The sequence below is a fragment of the Blautia coccoides genome (genome assembly GCF_034355335.1).
Taxonomy (GTDB): Bacteria; Bacillota; Clostridia; order Lachnospirales; family Lachnospiraceae; genus Blautia; species Blautia producta.
Genome location: NZ_CP136422.1, coordinates 5,373,164 through 5,391,490, shown reverse-complemented (window position 1 = coordinate 5,391,490; position 18,327 = coordinate 5,373,164). Strand labels below are relative to the sequence as shown.

At 38.9% G+C, this 18,327-nt stretch carries 15 protein-coding genes and 1 pseudogene; 14 read left to right on the top strand and 2 right to left on the bottom strand.

Annotation, left to right across the window (positions count from 1 at the left end):
* The first annotated feature begins 152 nt into the window (after nucleotides 1–152).
* The 6 genes from BLCOC_RS24210 (at nucleotide 153) to BLCOC_RS24185 (ending at nucleotide 7,586) form a co-directional block, all read left to right on the top strand.
* The gene (locus BLCOC_RS24210) at nucleotides 153–1,181 is read left to right on the top strand and encodes a retron St85 family RNA-directed DNA polymerase (protein ID WP_165907336.1); all 1,029 of its coding nucleotides are present in this window, start codon (nucleotides 153–155) and stop codon (nucleotides 1,179–1,181) included.
* 523 nt (nucleotides 1,182–1,704) lie between these two features.
* Entirely contained in the window at nucleotides 1,705–2,547 is an 843-nt protein-coding gene (locus tag BLCOC_RS24205) for a DUF2971 domain-containing protein (protein WP_162149889.1), read from the top strand.
* A gap of 676 nt (nucleotides 2,548–3,223) precedes the next feature.
* Nucleotides 3,224–4,522: a reverse transcriptase domain-containing protein gene (locus BLCOC_RS24200; RefSeq protein ID WP_115623604.1), complete on the top strand. Its 1,299-nt coding sequence runs from the start codon at nucleotides 3,224–3,226 to the stop codon at nucleotides 4,520–4,522.
* Nucleotides 4,523–5,093: 571 nt separating this feature from the next.
* Nucleotides 5,094–6,632 carry an IS21 family transposase gene (gene istA, locus BLCOC_RS24195; protein ID WP_115623603.1) on the top strand — a complete coding sequence of 513 codons (1,539 nt, stop codon included), beginning with the start codon at nucleotides 5,094–5,096 and terminating at the stop codon, nucleotides 6,630–6,632.
* 6 nt (nucleotides 6,633–6,638) lie between these two features.
* Nucleotides 6,639–7,415, top strand: a complete 777-nt coding sequence (gene istB, locus BLCOC_RS24190) for an IS21-like element helper ATPase IstB (RefSeq protein ID WP_018598445.1) — start codon at nucleotides 6,639–6,641, stop codon at nucleotides 7,413–7,415.
* Nucleotides 7,416–7,469: 54 nt separating this feature from the next.
* Nucleotides 7,470–7,586, top strand: a complete 117-nt coding sequence (locus tag BLCOC_RS24185; RefSeq protein ID WP_242998995.1) for a putative holin-like toxin — start codon at nucleotides 7,470–7,472, stop codon at nucleotides 7,584–7,586.
* A gap of 663 nt (nucleotides 7,587–8,249) precedes the next feature.
* Here the strand turns inward: BLCOC_RS24185 and BLCOC_RS24180 are convergent.
* Nucleotides 8,250–8,825, bottom strand: a complete 576-nt coding sequence (locus BLCOC_RS24180; RefSeq protein WP_115623602.1) for a 4Fe-4S binding protein — start codon at nucleotides 8,823–8,825, stop codon at nucleotides 8,250–8,252.
* Nucleotides 8,822–9,034 carry an ATP-binding protein gene (locus BLCOC_RS24175; protein WP_018593235.1) on the bottom strand — a complete coding sequence of 71 codons (213 nt, stop codon included), beginning with the start codon at nucleotides 9,032–9,034 and terminating at the stop codon, nucleotides 8,822–8,824. The genes BLCOC_RS24180 and BLCOC_RS24175 overlap by 4 nt, the downstream gene beginning before the upstream one ends.
* 584 nt (nucleotides 9,035–9,618) lie before the next feature.
* On the opposite strand from BLCOC_RS24175, the gene BLCOC_RS24170 reads away from it, so the two are divergent.
* From BLCOC_RS24170 to BLCOC_RS24135, 8 genes and pseudogenes are all read left to right on the top strand, one after another.
* On the top strand, nucleotides 9,619–9,969 hold the full coding sequence (locus tag BLCOC_RS24170; RefSeq protein WP_018593234.1) for a winged helix-turn-helix transcriptional regulator: 351 nt from the start codon (nucleotides 9,619–9,621) through the stop codon (nucleotides 9,967–9,969).
* Between the two features lie 168 nt (nucleotides 9,970–10,137).
* Nucleotides 10,138–11,163: an ABC transporter permease gene (locus BLCOC_RS24165; RefSeq protein WP_147298905.1), complete on the top strand. Its 1,026-nt coding sequence runs from the start codon at nucleotides 10,138–10,140 to the stop codon at nucleotides 11,161–11,163.
* Nucleotides 11,164–11,268: 105 nt separating this feature from the next.
* Nucleotides 11,269–12,558: an IS110 family RNA-guided transposase gene (locus tag BLCOC_RS24160; protein WP_115623341.1), complete on the top strand. Its 1,290-nt coding sequence runs from the start codon at nucleotides 11,269–11,271 to the stop codon at nucleotides 12,556–12,558.
* Between the two features lie 521 nt (nucleotides 12,559–13,079).
* Entirely contained in the window at nucleotides 13,080–14,057 is a 978-nt protein-coding gene (locus BLCOC_RS24155) for an iron chelate uptake ABC transporter family permease subunit (RefSeq protein WP_115623601.1), read from the top strand.
* Nucleotides 14,058–14,061: 4 nt separating this feature from the next.
* Nucleotides 14,062–14,814 carry an iron ABC transporter ATP-binding protein gene (locus BLCOC_RS24150; protein ID WP_115623600.1) on the top strand — a complete coding sequence of 251 codons (753 nt, stop codon included), beginning with the start codon at nucleotides 14,062–14,064 and terminating at the stop codon, nucleotides 14,812–14,814.
* 19 nt (nucleotides 14,815–14,833) lie between these two features.
* Nucleotides 14,834–15,199, top strand: coding sequence for a substrate-binding domain-containing protein (locus tag BLCOC_RS24145; protein ID WP_174717628.1), 366 nt, complete (start codon nucleotides 14,834–14,836; stop codon nucleotides 15,197–15,199).
* Between the two features lie 116 nt (nucleotides 15,200–15,315).
* Complete coding sequence (locus BLCOC_RS24140; protein WP_115623341.1) at nucleotides 15,316–16,605, top strand: IS110 family RNA-guided transposase; 1,290 nt, start codon at nucleotides 15,316–15,318, stop codon at nucleotides 16,603–16,605.
* Nucleotides 16,606–17,111: 506 nt separating this feature from the next.
* Nucleotides 17,112–17,867: pseudogene (locus tag BLCOC_RS24135) on the top strand (ABC transporter substrate-binding protein); the annotation flags it as partial.
* Between the last annotated feature and the right edge of the window lie 460 nt (nucleotides 17,868–18,327).

Here is an 18,327-nt window from a genome sequence, read left to right as displayed (position 1 = left end):
TTAATATGCATACATAGCAACTAGGGGTCGCTACGACCTCGTGAGAATAATAATTACATGAACTCAGCTAAAACAACGGTGAACTTCCACAATAGTGAAACTCCCCCGTTGTTTTACCCGAAAGTACATTGAGTAAGATTGAGGTGATTTATTTGAATATTGGAAACAACGTAGTTTTAAATACATTAGGTGTTCCAGTTATTAATTCGTTTGAGCATTTGTGTGAACAGTTATCAATTACGGAACAATTGCTTTATTACCTAACATATAGGAAAGAACACTGCTACTATGAGACGGAAATTCCTAAAAAGAACGGAAAAACTAGAATACTGCACGTACCGAATCTATCTTTAAAAGTAGTACAAAAATGGATTTTAACAGAAATTTTAGAGAAGATTTTTGTGTCAGAACAAACCATGGCATTTGTTCCCCATAAAAATGGGCTGCGTGAAAATGCAGAACGGCACAAGAAAAATATCTTTTTGTTGGAAATGGATATTACGAATTTTTTTGGCACAATTACTGAGGAACAGGTATATAGCTTGTTTTGCAATATAGGGTATGGCAGCAAAGTAGCAGGTATATTGGCCAACTTATGTACATATGACAATTATCTGCCACAAGGGGCTGTAACATCTCCTTATATCGCCAATTTGGTATGCTATCATATGGATTCAAGAATCAATGGTTATTGTAGTAGGAAAGATATTGTATATACACGCTATGCAGATGACTTAACATTTTCTTCAAACAACAGGATGCTTCTAAATAAAGTTGAAAGATTTATTAAGTATATAGTTGTAGATGAAGGATTTACAATTAACGAAAAGAAAACAAGATATTTTTCAAATGATGTGAAGAAAACTGTTACAGGAATAACTATTAATGATGATGATATTCATGTAGATAAAAATTTCAAGAGGAATTTACGAGCACAAATATATAATTCAATAAAGACAAGAAGTTATGATAACAATAGTCAAATATTGGGGAAAATAGCATATGTAAATTCTATAGAAGATGGATTTCGGGATAAAATGGAGAAATATATTAGTTCTATAATAATAAGATCAGAATTTGTGCAGGATTTGGATATTGTGAATGCATTTAATGCAAATAAACTATTTGCTAAATTACCGGACATGGTGTTTATGAATGAAGATAAGAACCCCTTTATCTAGAAGGCTTAATGAACTATTTACTGGAAAGTCTATCTGTGTATGTTGTTAATACAAAAAGAGACAGAACAATAAAGAAAATAATATGTTCAAAAATTCTCATAAGATATGCAGAAAGTGGTGACATATCAATAAAATGGTATGTGCTAGGATTTTTGTACCGCTACAAGCTGGCTAAATGGTATTTTAATACAATTGTAATTAGAGAGTAAGTTAGTGAGATAAGTGGCTCTGTTTTGGCTCTAATATTTTTAATGAAGAAAATAAAAACCAAAAAGTATGAATAATATGATGAAAAAAGACACAAATATATACTGAAAGCTATATAGATTATGCCATCCGCACCAGAGTTTGAATAGTACGAGAGTGCATAATTTATTTTGTGTGGCAGGTAATCTTTGATATTGCCTGTCATATTTCAAATTATTATTGAATATAGTAATTTTTATTGCTATGAGAAGCCACATAATGTTTAAAAATGCGGGCAATGGTTAATAAATATATAGAAAAGAGATGTGTACAAAAGTTGAATGGAATAGTGTATCATTATTGTAGTGTAGATACTTTTTTAAATATTATCAAAAATTCAAGTATATGGCTTTCTGATATTGCAAAGTCAAATGATTATCAAGAGTGTGTAAGATGCCGAGAGATTGTAAACAAGAGTATGGAAGAATATCTTAGAGATGATATTGAAGCGTTAAAAGCATGGAACACTGGGTATGAGATGGGTGTAGATAGTTATTTTTCAATGAGAACATTTTGTGTATGTTTTTCTGAAAGTAAAGATAAATTAAGTCAGTGGAGGGGATATGCACAAGATGGAAAAGGTATAGCAATAGGTTTTGATAAGGAAGTTCTTGAAGAACTAAATCAAATAAGTAAATTTCATGTTGCTTTCGGAAAAGTAATTTATGATAACCCACAGGAATATGTGAAGGAGATAATTGCAGATAATATAAAAAAGCTGGAATATAAGGGTATAGGTCATGTTGCACTTGAGCTAAGCGCGAATTATAGAATGCAATTTCCATTCGTAAAGAATCCGGGTTTTGAAGAAGAGAATGAATGGAGAGCAGTAGTATGTTCATCGATAGGGCATTATAACATACCAGGTTCAGACAATATCCTTTTTTCTAAGGTTAAGTATAGAACAGCAAATAATAAATTGATACCATATATAGAAATGAACTTTGAAAAAGTTAAACAAAGTATTATCAAGGAGATATTTATTGGTCCTAAATCGGAGGTTGAGGTTGAGGATATAGTCAATTTTTTGAGTTTTTATGGATATTATGATGGCATAGAGGGAGGATATAATTTTCGAGAACCAGTTAATATCAGAAAGTCAGACACTACATATCGATGAGAAATTTATGGCTAAAAGAAAAATTTTGTACATACTCAATCAAGAGTTATATTAAATATATGGCAACATATTGGCAACAAAAAATTAGTAATTCAGAATAAAATGTGTAATTGAGATAAGACAAAGGCATTTCTCATATAAATTTTAAACAAATATGATTAAGAATAGATAAGAATTTGCCGAGTTTGAGTAGCATGTGGATACATAATTTATCTTATATGGCAGATGGTTTGTGAAATTATTTGCCATATTCTGTATTATAACAAAAATTCATACGGAAAAATTTTTGTAACATTAACTTCATTGTGTGGTCAGTACAATTTTAAATATGGGATTGAATGAAATAGTCCGTAATTATCTGCACAAAATTATTTGAAAAAAGGTTGCGTAAAGTTTATGCCTTATAGAAATGGCTATAAGGGTTTTTAGTATTCAGTGTCAAGAACGTTCTTGACTAGAATTAACAGTATACAGTTGATAATGTAGATAATTATATTGTCCATTGTATACCCTCCTTTAACAAGCTTACAACTATAGCTGTTAATAATATTATACAATACATCGTATTCAGGAGGATGGTAGAGTTCCTTGTGAAAGCAAGGTCCAATTGATTTTAATGCTTGCTGGTAATATAGATATCTACCGGTCGTTAACCAGCAAGCTTTTAGGAGAAAAGATGCAACGAATTATATATAAGGAAAAACATTATACACATTTCGATTCAAAAAAGTATCATACAAACTATAAAGAGAGAGTTGAAAATATAAATTGGGTGAAGAAACATGGATTTTATCCGTTTATTCATTTCAGCATGAATTTTAACAAATATACAAATCGTGATGATGGAACAAAATATATAAAATCAAAGGAGCGAGATATTTACTATTCCGCACATATAGACAGATATATTTATGAATATTATGGAAATCGTTTAAATAACAGATATAATATTTACCTAAAACAGAATGGTATAAACAAAGTTTCAACAGCATATAGGAATTCTACTCCAGGAAAGTGCAATATAGATTTTGCAAGAGAAGTTTTTGAATTTATTAGAATGTGTGATGGCGCATATATTTTGGTCGGAGACTTTAGTAAGTTTTTTGATAAACTAGATCACAAATATTTGAAAAGTAAAATAAAACAGATAACAGAATCTGAATCTTTGGATGATGCTGATTATGCGATATTTAAGAATTTGACGCATTTTTCCTATATAGAGGCCCATGATATTGAAAAAGAAAAAGGAATGCTTCGACGAGATATGCGAGAAATGATAAAATATTTCGAGACGGATGAATTTCAAACAATCAAGAAAAAGCACTTACAGATAAATCAGAAGGACTATCAGATACCTCAAGGATCATCTATAAGCGCAGTATATGCAAATGTGTATATGGTCGACTTTGATAAAAAAATAAATAACTTTATTTCATCAAACAAAGGCTTATATCGGCGTTACTGTGATGATATTATTATGGTTATTCCGATGAACAAAGAGGATATTAATGCTGATAAGCATAAATTGATAGCAGACTTTGTTTACAGGGTAAGAGATGAGATACCAAATCTTGAGTTAAATGAAGATAAAACAGAGCATTTTTTCTATGAGCATGGCGTGATTCAAAAGTTGACAGGCGAAAGTAATCTGATTAATTATTTGGGATTTACCTTTGATGGTAATACTGTGCGGATTAGAGATAAGAGTCTATTTAAGTATTATTGTAGAGCATATCGAAAAATAAAAAAGGTGAAAGAGACCAAAGATGAGAAGTCTTATAATGCAGGAAGAAAGGCAGTATATCAGTCATATACGCACCTTGGAGTTGGAAGAAATCCAAGAGAACATGGAAATTTTCTTACTTATGCATATAAAGCTGATAGAATATTCCGTGAAAGCAACCTCCTGAATTGTGAGATTCGAAATCAGGTCAAAAGGCATTGGAGTAAGATTGATAGAAAGTTGAAAGAATGAGATGTTGATATTCGATGGATAATCTCGCTTAGGTAGTAAAGGTACATAATTTTTATAATTTGAGTGGCAACATTTTGGCCAGAAAATCAGTAAGCCAAAATAGATGATGTATTTTAGTAAAAAGCGGCGTGTATTTGTATAAAACTTAAATATATATAGTTAAGAATAATGAAAGACACGCCGAGTTTGAATAATTTGAAAAAGCCTTGGAGCCCATTGTTTACGCGGGTTTCCGGGCTTTTTTAAGCCCTGTGACATTATTATGACATTATTTTTTTGAAGACAGGGGAAAATTATAGTGGGATTGATTATTTCTAGATCTTATGATAAGATTCCATCATGAGTATCGCGTACTGGGTAGGACCCTCCACTCCGAAAGAGGGAAGTGATGCAGATAGGGATATTTGAATAATCCGGGGTGAAATCCATCACCTGTCCGGTGTATGGAAATCACCAATCCGTTTAGATGGAAATCGCATTTCCGTTAAAAAGGAAATCGCTTTATCTATAAAAACCTTATAATGAGGTCATGCACCTGTTGGTGTAAATTCATTATAAGGAGGTCACACTTATGACCAAGTACAGAGAAATCATTCGCCTTACCGGCCTAGGATTCTCACAACGCGATATCATGGCTAGCTGTGGTGTCGCACAGAAAACTGTCGTCAAGGTTCAGAAACGTGCCAAAGAATTAAATCTTTCATGGCCGCTTGATGATGCAATGACTGACACAGAGCTTCAAAGGCTCATGTTCTCCAAGGAGAACAAGGTATCACCTAACAAGCGTATACCTGACTACGCTTACATCCACAAGGAACTGCTCCGCAACGGAGTCAGCAAAAAGCTTCTGTGGACAGAATACATGGAGGACTGCCGTGCCAACGGTGAGGAACCGCTCATGTATTCCCAGTTCTGCTATCACATCCAGCAAGATGAGCAGAAACGGCGTGCTACCATGCATATCAACCGCAAACCCGGCGAACAGGTTGAAGTAGACTGGGCAGGAGCTTCTGCAACAGTCATCGACCCGGATACCGGCGAAATTATCAAAGCTTACATATTTGTTGGCGTAATGACCTACAGTCAGTATGCATATGTGGAAGCATTTCTGGATATGAAGCAGAAATCATGGATTAATGCTCATGTCCATATGTACGAATATTTTGGCGGTGTCGCCAGAATCCTCGTACCGGATAACTGTAAAACAGCAGTTGTTCACAATGGTGGATTTAAAGACCAGCAGATCAATGAAACCTATCAGGAAATGGCCGAACACTATGGCACCGCTATTATTCCGGCGCGTGTCAGGGCACCCAAGGACAAGCCGAATGCTGAGGGAACGGTAGGAAACATATCTACCTGGATCACAGCAGCACTTCGGGATGAACAGTTCTTCTCCCTTGCCGAATTAAACCGGGCAATCAGAGATAAGCTAGAACTGTTCAACCAAAGGCTCTTTCAGAAGAAAGAGGGTAGTCGGCGAAGCTTATTTCTTGGGGAAGAAAAACCATTGCTGGCACCATTACCTGCTACCCGTTTTGAACTGAGTGACTGGAAAACAGCCACCGTCCAGTTCAATTATCACATATCTGTAGACGGAATGCTATACTCCGTTCCGTATGAATACATCAAAAAGAAAGTTGATGTGAAGGTAACAGATACCACTATTGAAATTTTCTACAACCATAACCGCATTGCTTCCCATCGGCGTCTGAAAGGGCGCTCTGGGCAATACAGCACAATTACAGAGCATATGCCAGAAGACCACCAGAAATATCTGGAGTGGAACGGTGACCGCTTTCGTAAGTGGGCTGAGCGGATTGGTATAAATACGTACACTGCAGTTAATGCGATATTAACCTCCAAAGGTGTGGAACAACAGACCTATCGGAGCTGCATGGGGCTTCTAAAGCTTGCTGAGAAATACTCAGATGCATTGCTTGAAACTGCCTGTAAAAAGGCATTATCCTATACAGCATCGCCAAGTTACAAGAGTATTAAAAACATCCTTGTAATAGGTTCTGTTAAACAAGAATCAGAAGCATCTGAATCCAAGAACACACAGAAAGCACACGGCATCACAAGAGGTGCCGACTACTATCGGAGGTAAACGCATATGACTAATCAGAGTACAATAGATAAACTAATTGAAATGCGCCTGACTGCAATGGCAGACGCATTCCGCAGCCAGCTGGATGATCCAAAATTTAAGGAGATTTCTTTCGAGGATCAATTCGGAATGCTGATAGATATCGAATACAGCAGCCGCAAAAGCAATCGTCTCAGAAGATTGATTAAGAATGCCGGATTCGATCAGCCGGAAGCAAATATTATGGATATCAACTACACTTCCGGGCGCAAGCTGAACAAGGAAATGATTCACAGACTTGCCACTTGCGAATATATATCTGAACACCGGAATCTATTTATTACCGGAGCTACAGGCTGTGGTAAAACCTACATGGCCTGTGCCTTTGGCATGGAGGCCTGTAAGCAGTATTATAACACCAGATATATCCGCCTTCCGGATCTGCTCATAGATCTGGAAATAGCACGGACGGATGGTAATTATAAAAAAGTCATGGCAAAATATGCTAACCCCGTCGTTCTGATTCTGGACGAATGGCTTTTACTCAAGCCAACAGATACAGAACAAAGGGATATCTTCGAATTGCTCCATCGGAGGCGTAAGAAATCATCCACGATTTTCTGTTCTCAGTATGGCTTCGAAGAATGGTATGACCAGCTTGGTGGCGATGCAAGTCCACTTGCTGATGCAATCATTGATCGCATTGCTCATGACAGCTACCGAATCAACATCACAAGCATCGATACAGCTCATGACATCTCCATGCGAGAGGTATATGGACTGGACAAAACATTACGCGAGTAATCTCGCATAAGATGATTTCCACTTTCCGGACATCTGATTTCCAGATTTCCGGAAGTGCGATTTCACCGCACAAGAATATTCAGGATATTTGAAGTATTGAGCTTGCCCTTTTTAAGCGGCACATTTCTCATCGCGTTACTGACCTACATAGATAGGCATAACCGGAAATAAAAAATGCCTACCCTGTCGGCCAACAGGGTAGGCGCGTCTGAAAAGACGTAAAACCTTAACTTGAGGGCTTCCACCTTGTGGGCGGATGCTCTTTTTATATGCTTAGTATATACCAGAAACAAAGATATTGCAAGGGCATGACAGGCATGAATCAGAGAAAAAATGTGCTTTCTAATAAACGGAATATAAGGTGAGGCATGTTCCGAGAGGGTATGAAGAAAAGTCTGTAAATAGGATTCTTCATACCCTCTATTTAAGATACGAATGCTGATGCCGAGCCCAGACTCAAATTAATAATCAATCATACGTGAATTACCAAGGTACTCCGATTAAAGAAAAGTAGTTGGATATTTTTCTGCCAACATCGATAATTTAAACGCTTACGTTTGAACTTTTTGGACAGATATTCCAAAAGAGCACCAAGGATTGTGCCCCCCATCAGTGCTCTTCATTTTTTGATGCTTATATTAAGTAATCTGCAAAGAACCCTTTGCACCTATCAGAAGGCTTACTGTATCGGGGGGCATTAATAAGCACATAGCGTGGATCCATCTGCTCTGCCTTGAAGCTGTTATTTAGCACTTGATTTTATATCATTAATTACCTTTCACTTGATTATATATTTGTATGTTATATTAAGCGTTAACATTATTCTTGATAACATTACTCCTTACCAGATTTTACTTTACAAATGAGCTGCGTCATAGTTCCCATAGGACAGTATACACACCAGCTCCTTGGTTTAAAAAGTACCATAGTGATAAGTCCTAATATTGTGGAAGTGAGCATTACACTATAAAATCCAAAGGCAAACTGAGCAACGCCGGGATGAAAAATGGTTCCATGGTATGCCCAATTCCATGGCAGTTTAAACGTCCACAGAAGAGTTACTGCCTGTTTCAGATCCTGTGCACCCACAAATACCAGATAAGTATTCCAGAGCATCAGAAAAAACATAGCAAAAAAGAAAGTAAGAAATCCGTATCGAAACGTTTTACTCTTCATCCAATTCGGGATATCTTTTTTTCGTGATAAACCAAAGCGGCCGCCAAATAAGCTAAGGAGCTGTCCTCGTCCACAATAGTGGCTGCAATAGCTCTTTGTTCCACAAACAACGGAAATGATCAGTAGAATAAAAAAACAAAGCAGACCGAGCCATGCAAATAGAATATTAAAAAAACCTAACAACAAATAAACTAAGGACACAATCCAGAGGTAATCGTACCAATGTTTTTTCATAGTATCACCTCTCTGATCGTGATTACACTGGCAGGGCATTCTTTTGCACATTTCCCACATCCTACACACTTATCGGAGTCTATTTTAGCTTTGATTCCCCTCCAAATAGCAATTGCATTTAACCGACATACTTTAACACAACAACCACAGGCCACGCAGTGATTTTCATTTACAGTGGCTTTTCGCCTTTTTTTGATTTTGGTCTCCATAATTATCTCCCTCGAATTAAGATGATCAGAGTATAGCAAAATAGCGAAGGCATTTCCGTGATGAAATCACAAATATGTTGAGTTCCCGGCTGGCCGTGATGGAAAATTTGACCAACTTGTATCACAGCAGCGCAATTACCGTGCCCATCTCGGTACATTCCGCTATACTTTTGAATGGGATTCCAGATACAAGATCTATACCACTGTCAAGCGTTCTATTAATCATTTTAAAGACTGTTTTGTGCATACTGCCTGCAAGACACAGAATGAGAAAATGCTTCATGTGGACATGCTTTTATTCAGCATAACACAACTTATTTTCGTGGTTCATGCCGACAAAATACTTAAACATCAATTCATACGAAGTTTCAAATCACTTATTGCAATGTCCAATGCTTCCTGCATCTTATGAAAACTCTCTTTAAGCGAAATCAAAGTCATTATATGTAGAGTTAGGAATAGATGGAAAACTTTTGACATGAGTTGAGATTTCGGCTATACTATGTATGCCGAGTTGCTGAAAGCGTAAATCCAGGTAGGGATACGCTTTCTTTTTCATTTAAAATAGGAGGAGGCAGTACATTATGGTAAATTTTGAAAAAGAATACAAATGTGCCCTGGTATTTACCCACGACCTGATAGGCGGGAAGTGGAAACTGCGGATATTATGGCATATTATTCACGGAGACAATAGGTTTTCCATGTTAAAGAAAGCAATACCAGATATTACAGAGAAGGTGTTGTACACACAGCTGCGAGACCTGCAAAAATCAGGTATCATAGAAAAAGAAATTGTGAATGAGCAGCCTCCCAAGACAATATTGTATCATTTGCGGGAGGAATACAAAGATTTAGAAAAAATAATTGAAGATACATGCAGGTTTACGAAATACTATGCTTCATGTAATAATATTTATATTAAAGAAACTGTATAATCAGATACCTACAAAAAAGTAAGTTATTGTAATGATCAGAGTTTACGATTATACTCTTTAAAGTCAGCGGCAGATAAGGAGCCGACTTTTTTTAAAACCCATAGTTAGCATTAACTAACTAAGGGCTGATTATAGGGTTACGATGTAAAATCGGAGGGAGGTATTGTGATGAAAGAACATCTTTCAACAATTATACTGGCGGTCAGCCTTGGGCTTGTGTCTATTTTATCCTTGTTCATTGGTGTGATCGATGTACGGCCAGTAGCATTGCTTACAGGTGATACGGAGGTTTTGGAGGTATTTTTGATTTCAAGGCTGCCAAGACTGCTGGCAATTCTGTGTACCGGGATTGGTATGAGTGTTGCAGGACTGATCATGCAGCAGCTTTGCATGAATAAATTTATATCCCCTACAACCGGAGCGACGATTTCATCCGCTCAGTTTGGAATACTTCTGGCACTTTTATTTATGCCGAATTCTACATTGTGGGGTCGGGCGGGATTTGCATTTGTGGCAGCGATTCTCGGGACGTGGATATTTGTCTGGTTTATTCAGCGGATTCAGTTTAAGGATGTGGTGATGGTTCCATTGGTCGGTATTATGTTCGGAAATGTGGTGGGTGGTGTCACAAATTATCTGGCATATAAATATGAGATGACACAAGCACTTTCGTCCTGGCTGGTAGGACATTTTTCATTGGTACTGCGAGGGAGGTATGAAATCGTTTATCTTGTAGTACCATTGGTAATCCTTGCGTTTTTCTTTGCAAACCATTTCAATATCGTGGGGATGGGAAAAGATTTTTCAAAGAATCTGGGAGTCAGCTATAATCTTGTGCTGTTTTTGGGGTTGAGCATTGCGGCGATGATTACGGCATCTGTAGTAGTGGTGGTTGGTTCTGTTTCCTACATAGGATTAATTGTACCGAATGTAGTGGCCATGTTCAAAGGGGATAAAATTCGTGGCGCGTTGATTGATACAGCACTGTTTGGAGCTTTATTTGTTCTGATATGCGATATGATCGGGCGGCTGGTAATTATGCCTTATGAACTGCCGATTGAGCTGATCGTAGGAATTGTGGGGAGCATTGTATTTATCCTTCTGCTGCTTTACCGTCTAAAAAACGGACGGAAGGCACTTAGGCCCTCAGCAGTATTCAGGAAAAAAGGAGCTTCTTGTATAATTCAAATATAAGGAATTCCGAGAAAGAAGGTTGAGAAAAAAATACCTCAGAGTAAAATAAGATTACTGACTTTGGACGGTTAGTAAAAAATCTTATTAAACAGTGAGGTACTTGAAATGAATTATAACACACAGAACGCAAAAATTGCATCTATTACGGAAAAGACTTTAATCGTTGGTATTGATGTGGGAAGTGAAACCCATTATGCAAGAGCTTTCGGCTGGCGCAATTATGAGTACTCAAAGAAACCGTTTGCCTTCAGCAACGATGAAGCTGGATTTTCCTCATTCAAAGACTGGATGGACGATATAGCAGAGAAACATGGGATGGAAGCTGTGATTCCGGGAATGGAACCAACCGGTCACTACTGGCTGAACCTTGGAGCGTACCTGCAGGAACAGGGAATGAAGCCGGTACATGTGAATCCGCATCATGTCAAGAAGTCTAAAGAACTGGATGACAATAATCCGAGTAAGAATGACCGTAAAGATCCAAAAACAATTGCAGGTCTGGTAAATGAAGGAAGATTTTCATATCCATATATTCCAACCGGGATTTATGCAGAAATTAGAAATTTGTCCAACCTTCGTATTCAGACACAGGAAGAGATTACAAGAATCAAAAACAGGATCGCCCGCTGGTTCAGCATCTATTTTCCAGAGATCAAAGACGTTTACAGGAATCCGGATGCAGTAAGCGGACTGATGGTAATCAAACAGGCACCATTGCCCTGCGATATCAAAGAGCTTGGCGTGGATGGTGTTAATAAGATATGGAGAGATGCAAGGCTGAAAGGCGCTGGGATAAAGAGGGCAACGACCCTGGTAACCGCAGCGGAGCACAGCATCGGAAATACGGAAGCACCAAGAAGTGCCAGGAAAGAGATCCGAAACCTGTTGAATGACTACGAAATATATAAGAATCGTATGGATGAACTTATGGAAGAGATAGAGGAAACACTTTCTGAGATTGCCTATATAGATAAGCTGATGGAGATCAATGGGATTGGAATAAAAACGGTAAGCTGCTTTATTGCAGAGGTTGGAGACATTGGACGTTTTGATAATCCAAAGCAGGTGCAGAAACTGGCAGGATATGCTATTGTCGCAGACAGCTCCGGAAAGCATAATGGAGAAAGTCGTATCAGCCACAGGGGAAGAAAGCGTTTGAGATATGCGCTGTATGAAGCTGCGATATCGGTGATTGGGAAAAATAAAGAATTTAAAGAGATCCATTGTTATTACAGGACGAGGGAAAAGAATCCCCTGAAGAAGATGCAGTCGGTGATAGCGGTGGCATGTAAACTGATCCGGATATTTTATACAATACTAACAAAAGGCATAGAGTATGACGGTCAGAAGATGTTAAGTGACATTGTAAGACCTAAAATGCAGCCAGCAGCATAAAGAGAAAGAAACAGTGAATCATGGCCGGTCTGAGCCTTTGAAAGGAAAGAATGGAAGGCTGAGGCCAGCCATGATAGCTGGAAGAAACAAGTAAATGGAATGTAACAGGAAAACGTCCACCGAGAGGTGCTGTTGCAGGAAAAAGTCAGTAATAAAAAAACAAAGAATGGAGCCAGTAGTCGGCAGGAATATTCACCAGAGGGCATGACCCTGTAAAGGAGCTGAGCTGACACCCTGGTTATGGACAGGCGGGACGAGAGAAGTTAGGACTCAGCAATGGTCTGATGATCCTGGTAGACATGGGAGGTTCGCTGCCGTAGATGGATGGGTACACACAAGGCCATGTAGAACGAAAAGAGAAGACGTTTTATTTTGTGCACCCAAAATCCACTACTTTCGTACCAGATACAGAGAAATGTCCATTCCAATGGTTCTTTCTTCTGAGATATTTATTGATGAAACATTAAAAAATCCTTGATTTTCAAGGAAAAAAGACTTGACTATATAGGGAGGTGGCTGCAGTGCGTAATACAGCGTACAGACGGAATGTTCGTAATCTGATTATCATGGTGGCACTGGTGCTGCTCATTTCGGGGGCATATATGTTTGTGGGCGTCCATTTTGGAAATGAAAGATTATTCCGGTATGCGATAAGGCTGCGTACATCTAAACTGCTTGCTATGCTGATCACGGCATTTTCAATCGGCGGGGCATCTATTGTATTTCAGTCTGTTATTCGTAACACGATTGTGACACCCTGTCTTTTAGGGATGAATTCCCTGTACACTCTGATTCATACCGGGGTTGTATTCTTTGCAGGAGCGGGAAGTTTTCTGGCGGTAAATGCGAATGTCTCATTTGCAGTCGATCTGGTATTGATGGGTGTTACGGCGACAGTGGTATACAGCTATCTCTTTCAGAAAACGAAACATAATATCTTGTATGTATTGCTGATTGGAACCGTACTGTCCTCTTTTTTCTCCAGCATTCAGAATACGCTGACACGGATCATGGATCCGAATGAATACGACAGCCTTCTGGCAACATTGGTGGCAAGTTTCAGTAATATCAATACAGAAATCATTGTTTTTTCAATCATAGTGCTGGCAGCAATCATATTTTTTCTTCACAGGGAACTGGCACTTTTGGATGTACTTACGCTGGGAAAGGAGCAGGCCATTAATTTGGGAGTGGATTATGATAAATGTATCCGCAAACTGCTGCTTGGTGTAACACTTTTTATTGCAGTGGCTACGGCTATGGTAGGCCCGATTTCTTTTTTGGGTCTGATTATTGCGAATCTTTCCCGTCAAATGCTTAAAACATACAGGCATACACAATTGATATTGGGATCAGCTCTATTTGGAATGATCGTCCTCATCGGTGGACAGCTTTTGGTAGAGCACGTTTTCTCCTATTCCATTCCGGTCAGTGTATTCATCACAGTGGGAGGAGGAATTTATTTCTTGTATTTATTATTAAAAAACAAAAAGAGGTAATCGCATGCATGTGAAGGATTTGATCAAAAAATATGACGGAAAGACAGTGGTAGATTCCGTTTCTTTTGAAATCCCAAAGGGTAAGGTGACTTCCCTGATAGGCCCAAATGGAGCAGGAAAATCAACGGTTATGAGTATGCTCTCCAGACTGATAGCAGGGGACAGCGGGACGGTAGGTTTAGAAGGGAAGAATATTGAAAGATGGAAGAGCAGGGAGCTTTCCAAAAGACTGGCAATTTTAACCCAGAGTATCCATATAGAAATGAAGTTGACAGTTAGGGAGTTGGTTACCTTTGGCCGTTTTCCCTATTCAGGAGGACGTATCACACAGGAAGATCAAAAAATCATCGACCAGGCAATTGAATATATGGAATTGCAGGAATTTGAGAATCAGTTTATAGACGAATTATCAGGCGGTCAGAGACAAAGGGCCTGCATTGCTATGGTGATCGCACAGGATACCGAGTATGTACTTTTAGATGAACCAACAAATAATCTGGATATCTATCATGCGACAAATATGATGAAGACTGTCCGGCGTTTGTGCGACGAATTAGGAAAAACAGTGATTCTGGTATTGCATGAAATTAACTATGCGGCCTTTTATTCGGATTATATCTGTGCATTTAAAAATGGAAAAATTGCAAAATTTGGTACGGTGAAAGAGGTGATCAGAAAAGAAGTGCTGTCTGAAATATATCATGTAGATTTTGAAATTATGGAGATAGAGGGAAAACCATTATCTATCTATTATTAAGAAAAAGGAGATTATAAAAATGAAAAAAAGAACAATTTTATTATTAACAGCGGTAATGGCCATGGGACTCACAGCATGCACGAACAGTTCCTCAGGAGAATTAAAAAGAGAAGAGACATCGGCAGAGGTTTCCACAGACACAGAAAAAACGAAGACTATTACTATTACAAGCCTAAATGCAAATAAGGAAAGTAAAGAAATTGAAGTGCCATACGACCCACAGCGTATTGCAGTTCTGGATATGGCAAGTCTGGATATTATTGATAATCTGGGAAAAGGGGACCGTGTGGTTGGTTCTGCAAGTACCACACTGGATTATCTGCAGTCTTATGTGACAGACGAAAATATTACGAACCTTGGAACTATCAAGGAGCTTCTTGTATAATTCAAATATAAGGAATTCCGAGAAAGAAGGTTGAGAAAAAAATACCTCAGAGTAAAATAAGATTACTGACTTTGGACGGTTAGTAAAAAATCTTATTAAACAGTGAGGTACTTGAAATGAATTATAACACACAGAACGCAAAAATTGCATCTATTACGGAAAAGACTTTAATCGTTGGTATTGATGTGGGAAGTGAAACCCATTATGCAAGAGCTTTCGGCTGGCGCAATTATGAGTACTCAAAGAAACCGTTTGCCTTCAGCAACGATGAAGCTGGATTTTCCTCATTCAAAGACTGGATGGACGATATAGCAGAGAAACATGGGATGGAAGCTGTGATTCCGGGAATGGAACCAACCGGTCACTACTGGCTGAACCTTGGAGCGTACCTGCAGGAACAGGGAATGAAGCCGGTACATGTGAATCCGCATCATGTCAAGAAGTCTAAAGAACTGGATGACAATAATCCGAGTAAGAATGACCGTAAAGATCCAAAAACAATTGCAGGTCTGGTAAATGAAGGAAGATTTTCATATCCATATATTCCAACCGGGATTTATGCAGAAATTAGAAATTTGTCCAACCTTCGTATTCAGACACAGGAAGAGATTACAAGAATCAAAAACAGGATCGCCCGCTGGTTCAGCATCTATTTTCCAGAGATCAAAGACGTTTACAGGAATCCGGATGCAGTAAGCGGACTGATGGTAATCAAACAGGCACCATTGCCCTGCGATATCAAAGAGCTTGGCGTGGATGGTGTTAATAAGATATGGAGAGATGCAAGGCTGAAAGGCGCTGGGATAAAGAGGGCAACGACCCTGGTAACCGCAGCGGAGCACAGCATCGGAAATACGGAAGCACCAAGAAGTGCCAGGAAAGAGATCCGAAACCTGTTGAATGACTACGAAATATATAAGAATCGTATGGATGAACTTATGGAAGAGATAGAGGAAACACTTTCTGAGATTGCCTATATAGATAAGCTGATGGAGATCAATGGGATTGGAATAAAAACGGTAAGCTGCTTTATTGCAGAGGTTGGAGACATTGGACGTTTTGATAATCCAAAGCAGGTGCAGAAACTGGCAGGATATGCTATTGTCGCAGACAGCTCCGGAAAGCATAATGGAGAAAGTCGTATCAGCCACAGGGGAAGAAAGCGTTTGAGATATGCGCTGTATGAAGCTGCGATATCGGTGATTGGGAAAAATAAAGAATTTAAAGAGATCCATTGTTATTACAGGACGAGGGAAAAGAATCCCCTGAAGAAGATGCAGTCGGTGATAGCGGTGGCATGTAAACTGATCCGGATATTTTATACAATACTAACAAAAGGCATAGAGTATGACGGTCAGAAGATGTTAAGTGACATTGTAAGACCTAAAATGCAGCCAGCAGCATAAAGAGAAAGAAACAGTGAATCATGGCCGGTCTGAGCCTTTGAAAGGAAAGAATGGAAGGCTGAGGCCAGCCATGATAGCTGGAAGAAACAAGTAAATGGAATGTAACAGGAAAACGTCCACCGAGAGGTGCTGTTGCAGGAAAAAGTCAGTAATAAAAAAACAAAGAATGGAGCCAGTAGTCGGCAGGAATATTCACCAGAGGGCATGACCCTGTAAAGGAGCTGAGCTGACACCCTGGTTATGGACAGGCGGGACGAGAGAAGTTAGGACTCAGCAATGGTCTGATGATCCTGGTAGACATGGGAGGTTCGCTGCCGTAGATGGATGGGTACACACAAGGCCATGTAGAACGAAAAGAGAAGACGTTTTATTTTGTGCACCCAAAATCCACTACTTTCGTACCAGATACAGAGAAATGTCCATTCCAATGGTTCTTTCTTCTGAGATATTTATTGATGAAACATTAAAAAATCCTTGATTTTCAAGGAAAAAAGACTTGACTATATAGGGAGGCCGATATGGAGGCAGTGATGGAATGTGAGCCTGATATTATCTTTATCGGGGGCAGGTTGTCAGCTTCCTATGATGCTTTGAATGAAATCGCGCCAGTCGTGTATTTAGCTACAGATACACAGAAAGGACTGGTTGAAAGTGTAAATGATAACGCGAGAACGATTGCATCCATATTCGGATTAGAAAAAGAGGTGGATGGAAAAACAGCGGATTTTGCAGCCCGTATTGAGACTTTGCAGAAAAAGGCGGAGGGAAATACCGCATTAGTCGGGATGACTACAAGCGGAAGCTTTAACCTTATGGGAAATGATGGAAGATGCTCCATAATCGGCAATGAAATCGGATTTGATAATCTGGCGGCAGATTCAGTAACGGAAAGCCGTGGCGGCGGTTCGGAACACAGTGGTTCGGAGGAGAAGGCTTCCAAGGAGACTTCAGACGATTTAGGTAAAGAAGGAAATGGATCCGGTCAGGGAAGTACTTCTACACATGGAAATGAAGCTTCTTTTGAGACTGTGGTATCCATGGATCCGGATTACATATTTGTGATGGACAGGGACAGTGCAATTGGTACAGAAGGTGCACAGCTTGCCCGTGAAATCATGGAGAATGAGCTGATCATGAAGACTGACGCATACAAGAACGGAAAGATCGTTTATCTGGAACATCCGGCTGTTTGGTATACCGCAGAGGGTGGTATTACAGCACTTGATGTTATGCTTTCTGATCTGGAAGGGATATTGCAGTAGTAAGTCATTTTCAGGAGGCCGGATTTTCCGGCCTTATATACTATAATGAAAAGCCTACCCTGTTGGCTAACAGAATAGGCACGCCTGAAAAGACATAATACCTTGAACTTAGGGCTTCTACCTTGTGGGCGGAAGTTCTTTTTTATGTGTGTCGTCTATACTAAGTATGAGGATATTATAAGGGGAGAGTGAGGAATCCGGGCACAGATGTGATTTTCGCTAAGCAGGCATAAGCTGTGCTAGGTTTGTTCAATGAATAATGGATATAACCTATTTCTGCTTTAGTATAATAGAATATTCCATTGAGTGCCAGCTTATAGGAAACTGTATAGTTTTTTGATTATAATTTTTTTTACCATGCTTCCCACGCGAAAGTATTTTATAATTGTATCCTTTCTTCACCAGCCCTAATAAATGCAATATTTACCAAGAATGTTGACTCTCAAGGAACACGAAAGAG

Coding starts and splice junctions, on each gene's coding strand:
- BLCOC_RS24200 (WP_115623604.1), top strand. CDS start 3,224: ATGCAACGAATTATATATAAGGAAAAACATTATACACATTTCGATTCA.
- istA (WP_115623603.1), top strand. CDS start 5,094: ATGACCAAGTACAGAGAAATCATTCGCCTTACCGGCCTAGGATTCTCA.
- istB (WP_018598445.1), top strand. CDS start 6,639: ATGACTAATCAGAGTACAATAGATAAACTAATTGAAATGCGCCTGACT.
- BLCOC_RS24180 (WP_115623602.1), bottom strand. CDS start 8,825: ATGAAAAAACATTGGTACGATTACCTCTGGATTGTGTCCTTAGTTTAT.
- BLCOC_RS24175 (WP_018593235.1), bottom strand. CDS start 9,034: ATGGAGACCAAAATCAAAAAAAGGCGAAAAGCCACTGTAAATGAAAAT.
- BLCOC_RS24170 (WP_018593234.1), top strand. CDS start 9,619: ATGGTAAATTTTGAAAAAGAATACAAATGTGCCCTGGTATTTACCCAC.
- BLCOC_RS24165 (WP_147298905.1), top strand. CDS start 10,138: ATGAAAGAACATCTTTCAACAATTATACTGGCGGTCAGCCTTGGGCTT.
- BLCOC_RS24160 (WP_115623341.1), top strand. CDS start 11,269: ATGAATTATAACACACAGAACGCAAAAATTGCATCTATTACGGAAAAG.
- BLCOC_RS24150 (WP_115623600.1), top strand. CDS start 14,062: ATGCATGTGAAGGATTTGATCAAAAAATATGACGGAAAGACAGTGGTA.
- BLCOC_RS24145 (WP_174717628.1), top strand. CDS start 14,834: ATGAAAAAAAGAACAATTTTATTATTAACAGCGGTAATGGCCATGGGA.
- BLCOC_RS24140 (WP_115623341.1), top strand. CDS start 15,316: ATGAATTATAACACACAGAACGCAAAAATTGCATCTATTACGGAAAAG.